Source organism: Neptuniibacter sp. PT8_73 (genome assembly GCF_047778045.1).
Taxonomy (GTDB): Bacteria; Pseudomonadota; Gammaproteobacteria; order Pseudomonadales; family Balneatricaceae; genus Neptuniibacter.
In genome coordinates, this window is record NZ_CP180545.1 from 1,108,773 (window position 1) to 1,117,136 (window position 8,364).

At 42.7% G+C, this 8,364-nt stretch carries 4 protein-coding genes; 3 read left to right on the forward strand and 1 reads right to left on the reverse strand.

What is annotated here, in order from left to right; translation table 11 throughout:
• Window positions 1–23 precede the first annotated feature (23 nt).
• On the reverse strand, window positions 24–3,455 hold the full coding sequence (locus ACMXYN_RS04930) for a mechanosensitive ion channel domain-containing protein (protein WP_415893752.1): 3,432 nt from the start codon (window positions 3,453–3,455) through the stop codon (window positions 24–26).
• Window positions 3,456–3,621: 166 nt separating this feature from the next.
• On the opposite strand from ACMXYN_RS04930, the gene ACMXYN_RS04935 reads away from it, so the two are divergent.
• From ACMXYN_RS04935 to ACMXYN_RS04945, 3 genes are all read left to right on the forward strand, one after another.
• Window positions 3,622–4,116: a lactoylglutathione lyase family protein gene (locus tag ACMXYN_RS04935; protein WP_415893753.1), complete on the forward strand. Its 495-nt coding sequence runs from the start codon at window positions 3,622–3,624 to the stop codon at window positions 4,114–4,116.
• A 174-nt stretch (window positions 4,117–4,290) separates the two neighbouring features.
• Window positions 4,291–7,182: an HD domain-containing phosphohydrolase gene (locus tag ACMXYN_RS04940; RefSeq protein ID WP_415893754.1), complete on the forward strand. Its 2,892-nt coding sequence runs from the start codon at window positions 4,291–4,293 to the stop codon at window positions 7,180–7,182.
• Between the two features lie 165 nt (window positions 7,183–7,347).
• Complete coding sequence (locus ACMXYN_RS04945; protein ID WP_415893755.1) at window positions 7,348–8,244, forward strand: hypothetical protein; 897 nt, start codon at window positions 7,348–7,350, stop codon at window positions 8,242–8,244.
• Window positions 8,245–8,364: the final 120 nt, after the last annotated feature.

Below are 8,364 nucleotides of genomic sequence, written 5' to 3' on the forward strand. Positions count from 1 at the left end.
CTAGGGGAGTTAGCAAGGCGTTATCAACCTTCACTTTTTGTGTTGTCATAATTAAGCAAACGTATATCAAGTGGGTGCTTGGTATCTAAATGGATATCACGTTGAGGGAATGAAATTTCGATACCTGCATCGTTCATTTTCTCGCTTATCGCTAGATTCAAATCTGTGATGGTACCCAAGCGGTAATCGATATCTTCTACAAAGCAGCGAAGGGATAGAAGCAAGGCATTATCCCCGAAGGACTCAAATACAGTAATTGGTGCTGGATCTTTCATTACCCGTTCGTGGTTAACTGCGACCTCTTCCAAAATATCCAGAGCCTTTTGTGCATCGCTGCCATAGGCAATGCCCAGTTGAATCATGATGCGCGTCGTCTGATCGCTGAGAGACCAATTCAGAAGTTCTTGGGTAATAAAGTTTTTATTCGGTACGAGCAGTTCTTTACGGTCAAAATTTCTGATCGTGGTTGCGCGTATTTGGATACGAGTCACGACGCCATCAGTATTGCCGACAGTCACAACATCGCCAACTCGGATTGGACGTTCGAACAGGATGATCAAGCCGCTGATAAAGTTAGCCACAATCTCTTGTAAACCAAAGCCTATACCGACACCTAAGGCGGCAAATATCCACTGAATCTCCGACCAACTACCGCCAAGAAAACTGAACACCCAAGCTAAGCCCACAGCTACAACGGTGTAGCCGGTTAGGGTTGTGACGGTATAGCGGCTGCCTTGGGTCATATTAAGGCGCTGCAATAGGGTTATTTCGATAAAAGCCGGTAACTGGCGAGTGGCGATAATAGTGACGAAGAACACTAAGATGGCTAATCCTAAGCTGGAAAGTGTGATAGCTGTGATCTCTGTGGAGCCAGAGCGTGTGTAAGTCCACAAGGTGATATCGTTAAAGATCTCTAGAGCAGGGAGTAAGTCGCGCCATAACGCCCAGATACCTATAAATCCGATGAAGATTAGTATGTTATTTAACAGTTTACGGCTGGTGGCATCCAATGCGACGAAATCGACCTGTGGTTCCTCTATCTCACGTATAAAGTGGCCTTCTGAATGTTCATTTTCCTCTTTAGCTTCACGGGCTTCTAATTCGGCTTGGCGTTTGGCGAGCGCTGCTTCTAAACGCAGTCTGCGTTGATTTAATGTCAGCCAGCGGAAAATAAATTGGTGAACGATGATCACCAATAATACGTACCACAGACTTTGCAGAATTCTTTCTATGATTGTACCTGCGGTGAACATGTATCCAGCCAAAGAGACGCCGATAGCGAAAAGTGGAGGCGAAACTAGCATCAAGAACCATAAATACTTAAATCGGATAAGTACGCTTTCTGGATTGTCTGCCGCGAGCTCACTCAGGATACCTCCATTGGGTTTAGCGATTCTGTAAAGGAGAACAGAGAAAACCAGCATTAGGGCCATAAACATGATCCGGCCAAAGCCGCTGCCTGAGCCTAGCGTAGGGTCTTGAACTGCGAGAGATGTAATCAAGGCCAAAGCGACGGTCAGTTTTGTAAACCAACCTAACTCTTTGTGTAATCTTTCTGCGCCATGTGGCTCCCAATCAAAATGGACTAAAGCCACGCTTTTAGGCGCTAAAAAGAGCCTAAATGCGGTAAGGTGGAGGATTAAAGGGGCTAATACAAAACATGTCATGCCAACCACTTTGCTGAACTCAGATGCGGACAATGCGGAGCTGAGAGTCATGCCCGATGCTGCTAATAACAGAGGAATAGGAAGGGACAACAGAATAATAAGGGCAAATGCTTTGAGCGTTTCTGACACTCTATCTTGACGCAGATTACCTACTTCTTCACCGGTTTCAGCAAGCTTTAAAAGTAGTTTCTTGCGCATCAATAAAACAAAAGCGGAATAGATTAACGCTAAAAACAGAAGAGGGGAGAGTAGGGCGTTTTGGATAAATGATTGCGCTACGTCTGACCAACGTTGTTTATCTATGAAAAGCGATATCTGTTCTGGAATACCTTGTACTGTATTCAGGCTGGCGGGTTCTGTACTTCGAATCCAGAGTAGGCGCTTGTTTAGAAAACCTGAATAGCTTTCAACAGCATCCTGTAGACGTCTTTGGGCAACATCAAGATCGCCTAAACTTTGCAGATATACACGTTGGATACTCAGCGCTTTGTCGATTAGCTCCTTGCGTGTGAGGGTTAATGCTTGAAGCTCTGGATCAACTTGGGCTTTTTCAGAAGCCGTTAACTCAGAGCCTATCTCCTTTGCATATTGGGTTGGATTTCGTAGAGCTTGCCTTTCCTCTTCCAGTTGAATTTGCTCTAAAGAGGTTGTCGCTATCTTTTGTTCACGTTGGCTGGCTAGCTTTTGAAAGTGTCGAGTATCGGGCAGAGAGCGTTTCTCTTGTTGAAGGACTTGCCCCAACACTTCACTCAATCCCGCGATCTCAAGTTTCTTACGTGTACTATTGAAAGCTTCCTCAAACCGCTTTGCCGATTCGACAGCTTCATTTTCATCGTTGTTGATCTCTTCTAGTTCTTTGGCCAGATTATCAATTTGCTCAGTGAGCGATGTATTTTTTACCGCTAATTGCGCGACTAGTTCGTGTTTGCTTGCGGCTTCCCGTTCGGCTGCGATAGCATCAGATTTGGCCTTTTCTGCTTCTAGCAGTCTTAAGCGGTTTGAAGTCTCAGTGAGCTGTTCTAAGTGCTTTTTCTGATCTGATAACTTTATAACTGCTAAATCTAACTTTGCCGTTAATAGCTCTGAGCGGATAGGAGAGCTAGACAGTTCTTGTTCTAACATGAGGCTTTCTGAAAGGAGTTGTTCTCTTAGGGAGTTTGATTCCCAAACCTGCGCTTCTGTTAGTTCAGAAATTTGATCGGTTGTGGTTTGAACGGGTGTACTGGGTATCTCTGCCAGCTGTTTTTTTACGTCTGTAAGCCGTTGCCGTATTGCTGTAGGTCTGCTTGTTTCAGCAGCACGCTGATTATCAAGTTCGGATAGCTGTGTTTCTGTGACAACAACATCTGCTTTTTGTTTTTGGAGTGCTTGCTCTATCTCTGCTAGGGAATTATTCGTAGAGATTACCGTATCTGATTTAGAGCCATTTTCTATCTGTTTAATCTCTTTTTTTAAGCTGGCTATTTCGGTTGGGCCGTTTTGAATGATCAGTTGGTAAGCATTGGCTTTATTTCGGTGGGTTGAGGCAAGTTCTAGGTGACTTAATGTTTGTCGGTGTAACTTATCTAGACTGCTTTTATCGCTTTCTCCTAGATTGCTAGCAGCCACTTCTTTTATCCGTTTATTTACGAGCTCAGCGGTCGGAAGAAGGCCTGTACTTACCGTTACTCCATTATCCGTAGTGGCTGCCTGAAGATGAGAAATAGCCGTTGTTCCAGTTAGTAAAGTAAAAAATACGACTGTGAAATAGAAGTAACTTCGTATTTTTAAGGCCATATCAGAGGTCATAAGTGTTTCCTGTCCCTTAAGAAACTAAAAACATAAAGCTTTAGATAATCTCTAAAGGATAGATACGTTTATTAATTTTTTTCAGATTAATTAAAAATTAAAAAGTGCTCCAAGCTTAGTTCTCATTCGTAAGAAACATGTTAACCATAAAACATGGGGGCATAGCATGAGTAATTATCCCAGGACCTTTTCACATATAGGTATATCTGTTCCGGATGTCGATAAATCGGTTGAGTTCTACAAGGAAGTGATGGGTTGGTACTTGATTATGAAACCAACTGTAATTCACGAGGAATCCGATAGTGCTATAGGCCAGATGTGTATAGATGTATTCGGCACGGGATGGGGATCATTCAAAATCGCGCATATGTCTACAGGCGATCGTATCGGTGTCGAGATGTTTGAGTTTGAAAACAATGAGAAACCACAAGGTTTTGAGTATTGGAAAACGAGTACGTTTCATTTTTGTGTTCAAGATCCAGATATTGAAGGTTTGGTACAGAAAATTGTCGAGCACGGTGGTAAGCAACGGATGCCGATTCGAGAGTACTATCCAGGCGAAAAACCATATCGAATGTGTTACGTGGAAGATCCCTTTGGTCTAATTTTTGAGGTGTATTCCCATAGCTATGAGCTGACATACTCGATGGGAGCTTATTGAAATTCGAAATTATTAATTAGAGAGTCGGTTAGAGTTTTCTCTTTTTGAAGATTATCTTAAATATTCAGTTATAGTTTTCTATTGATTGCACTGTATGGATTTATAGAGTTCGTGAATTAATCGGGATTCGATAGTACTGACTTTGGGATAGATCACAGATCGATGGAGAAAGGAATGCAGTCCAAAAGGTTAGGGGTATCACTAAAACTGGTCGTCAGTTCGGCGATCGTGATTAGTATGGCTTTGCTTGCTCTGGTTATTATTGCTAACAGTTACAGCAGTAATCGAGCATCACTGATTGAGTCCGCTGAAATCGACGCACAACGTGTAGCGGAGAGTATCGATCTAAAAATTGAATCTTTCACTCAGCCTATCAGTAGTAGTTTAAAGCTTTTAGAGCTAGACCCCCTAACATCTGCATACAACCATGCTAAGCGTTTAGAACGATTACCGGTTTTAGTTAGAGCCTTAGAATCTAATTCGATTTTGAGTTCTGTGTATGCAGGCTATTCAAACGGTGATTTTTTTCTGCTGAGAAGCTTGAAGCTTGAACAAGTGAGTCAAAATTTGGAAGCACCATCTAATGCTGCTTACCTATTACAGAGTATTCAGAGATCGCCTGATGGGGAATTAGAGTCGGCCATTTGGGAATTTTATAGTCAATCACTTGTCCTATTAAGTACTCAAACAAAAACTAATATTCAGTTCGACCCCAGATCTCGCCCTTGGTTTAAGAAAGCTCTTTCTTCTGAAGAGCCTGTCTTTACTTCCCCTTATGTATTTTTCACTACGCGTGAAATAGGCGTCACGTTTGCGACGGTTAATAAGGTGACTGGTACAGTTATAGGAATGGACGCATCTATTAATGATCTGTCTCTATTAATTAAGTCACTTCAACCTTCTCCCCTTAATGAGATGGTACTAGTTGAAGGAACTGAAAAGGCGATAGCCTTCCCAAATCCTGAGCAAATCATTCTGGACGATAGGAATGGTGGTTTGAGGTTAGCGTCTGTAAAAGAACTTCAAAGACCTGCCTTAGCGCATTTGCTAAAAGAGAGAAAGATAAACTCTGAGATATCAGCCTTTCAGGTAGAAGGGCAGAATTGGTATGGATTAAAGGTACCGGTTGGTGAGAACCATTCGGGTTTGCGGTTGATCTTTGCTGTTCCAGAAGATGAATTGCTAGCGAAAGCTAATTCTACTCTATCTGAACAACTTACTTGGTCAGCTCTCATTATGCTGGTTTTACTGGCTGCTGGTTGGGCTTTGGGGGCTTTGATAGCTCGGCCTCTAACACAGTTGGCAGAGGAGGTTCGCCACATAGCGCGTTTTGATTTTCAGCATGAGATCAGCGTTAAAACACCTATCAAAGAGGTGAGGCGTCTATCAATGTTGGTGCAGAAAATGGCATCAGGTATTGATCATTTCAAGTCAATCTCACGAACACTTTCCAGAGAAGAAGATCTTGATGAGATGCTCACGAAAGTGACTGCTGATTTAGTTGAAATTACATCCGCCGGAGCAGGCTATCTGTACTTGTACGATGCTGATCAGGAGCAGCTTCAACTATCTTCGGAAAGTGAAGATGAGATATCGAAAACAATTTCCATTACTGAGAGCGATGCTGATGAAATTATCAGTAAGGTAATTAGTTCTGCGGCTAAAAAGCCTGGCAGACCTTTCGCTACGCCATTGCTTGATCGAGATGGCGAGTTACTAGGTGTCTTGCTGCTTCTCTTTGATAAGCGTGATCCAACAGGTATATCTCACTTCAAAAAGTTTGTAGCTGAAATTTCGGGATCTGCAGCAACTGGCATTGCAACTCGCCGTCATGTAGAGGAACAAGAAGCACTACTTGATGCCATTATTAGATTATTAGCTGACGCGATTGATGCTAAATCTCCTTATACAAGTGGACACTGTGAGCGGGTACCTGAACTTGCATCCATTTTGATAGATGCTGCACAGGCCGCTTCAGAAGGTGCTTTTTCAGAATTCTCAATGTCTGATAAAGAACGAAGAGAATTTCGTATTGCAGCTTGGTTACATGATTGTGGGAAAATCACCAGCCCGGAATATGTTGTCGATAAAGCGACCAAGCTTGAAACTATTTATAACCGGATTCATGAAGTGAGGACACGCTTTGAAGTTCTATGGCGTGACGCTGAAATAGAATATTGGCAGAAGCTTTATGATGGTGGTGAAGAGCAACAGTTGCTCAGTACTCTAGAGAATCGGAAACAGGCACTGATTGAGCAGTTTGAGTTTATCGCTAATGCAAATATTGGCGGTGAATTTATGTCAGATGAGGCGATCGAACGCTTGAATGAGATCGGCGCTCAGGAGTGGGTCCGTTACTTTGATAATCGTTTGGGTTTATCTTCAGATGAGAGGCAGAGATTATCTGATATTGAACCCTCGTTACCTTGCAAAGAGCGTTTATTAGATGACTTGAATGATCACATAGTTCCATGGGGAGATAGGGTTCCCCCTGTGGAAAAATCAAATCCAGCAAATATTTGGGGATTTGATATGGATCCGCCAAATCAAAAATTTAATAAAGGTGAGCTTCACAATCTGTCGGTTAGAAGGGGAACCTTGACCGCAGAAGAGCGGTTTGCGATCAACGATCACATTGTACAAACCATTAAAATGCTCAAGGCGTTACCGCTGCCGAAGGACTTACAACGTGTGCCCGATATAGCCGGGAATCATCATGAGAAAATGGATGGAACAGGTTATCCGCGTAAGCTAGATGGCTGCAAAATGAGCGTTCCCGAAAGGGTGATGGTTTTGGCTGATATATTCGAGGCTTTAACAGCTGCAGACCGTCCCTACAAAGAGGCTAAAAAGTTATCAGAAGCGATAAAGATTATGGCCTTTATGGTGAAAGATCGACATGTGGATGGCGTGCTCTTTAAGTTGTTTTTAGATTCAAAGGCGTACTTATTATATGCGCAGCGTTTTCTGAGAGCTGAACAGATCGACAAGGTGGATGTTGCTGGGATGCTTGAGCTTGCTGGACTTAGATCTTCGGAAGGCGAGTCGGTGGCTGCTAAATCATGAATGTTGGATTTCTTATCTTGGTCTAGTTGTAAGTTGGCTTTCAAGGTGTAGCTGGTTTTTTCGCGGAATGACTTGTCGATTGTTGATCAATCTTGTTATGGAAATTAGTATTCTAAGTCATTCGTATATTGTTTATTAAGTGTTTAATTTTTGAAGGATTAACTAGTGTTAAAACGGACATTTATTCTATTGCTTATCTTGTTGTCGGGGTGTGTCGCTCAAGAGAAGAAGGGGGATGCCACTAGGCCTGATGTTCAAGAACCCACCATAGAGTATCGTATTTCTCTTGAGGCTGTTGAGCGTTTTCTTCGGCATGGTGATGCAGTCTTTAAAGTTGAAAAGCGAGACATGATTGTTTCTGGAGCTAAGCCTAAGTGGGCTCCTGCTGCAGGAGTGGACGTTCGTATTTTGCATGTTGGAAAAGAGTTGCGCAGTGAAGGTGGAGCTTTGGTCACTGATCAACATGGACAGGTCGCAGTCAAAGTGATGTTGGCGGATTCTCTTAAATACTTTCGTTGGGTGAACAAGCTTAGTTACGGTATAGAGCCTGAATTGTTAGAAGGCATCGAGGATGTACAACTCCAATCCCCAGTGAAAGGGGGGCAAGAGTGGAAAGGTTGGGATGCTTCTCAAGTTGACATGGATTACATGGTCAAGCTTGGGGTAGGGAATGTCGTATATTGGTTACCAATCTCATATAAAGATACACGCCCATTAATTGAACAAGTGACTAAAAAGATCCATAGCAGTTTAATGCTAGATGTCACCCTTGAACTCTATAGGGAAGGCAATGTTTTGCAGGGAGGGGATGTTTTCTTAATCGGACGTGCGCCTCAACCTGAGTCTCTTCTTGGTGAGTACTTTACGCGTGAAGATGTTAAAAATTATGCAGTAAAAACGATGCCGAAATACGCTCAAGGCGAATCAGGTGGCTATGATGTGCTGAATTATATTGTCTACCCTGGGGATTATAAGGTTCGCTTCAAGCGGGGGGAGACGAGTTATGAGTCGGATATTATTTCAATAAAAAACAGCGAGTTAAAACGGGTGTTTGTTCATTAATTATTCACTAATATGTGGTTGAATTTTATTCAAGTGGCGTGATAAAGTGCACGTCGCTTGAATAAGCGTTGTGCAAGATTAAGGATTAATCTCTAACCAGATGGATTTGGCTGTAACCAC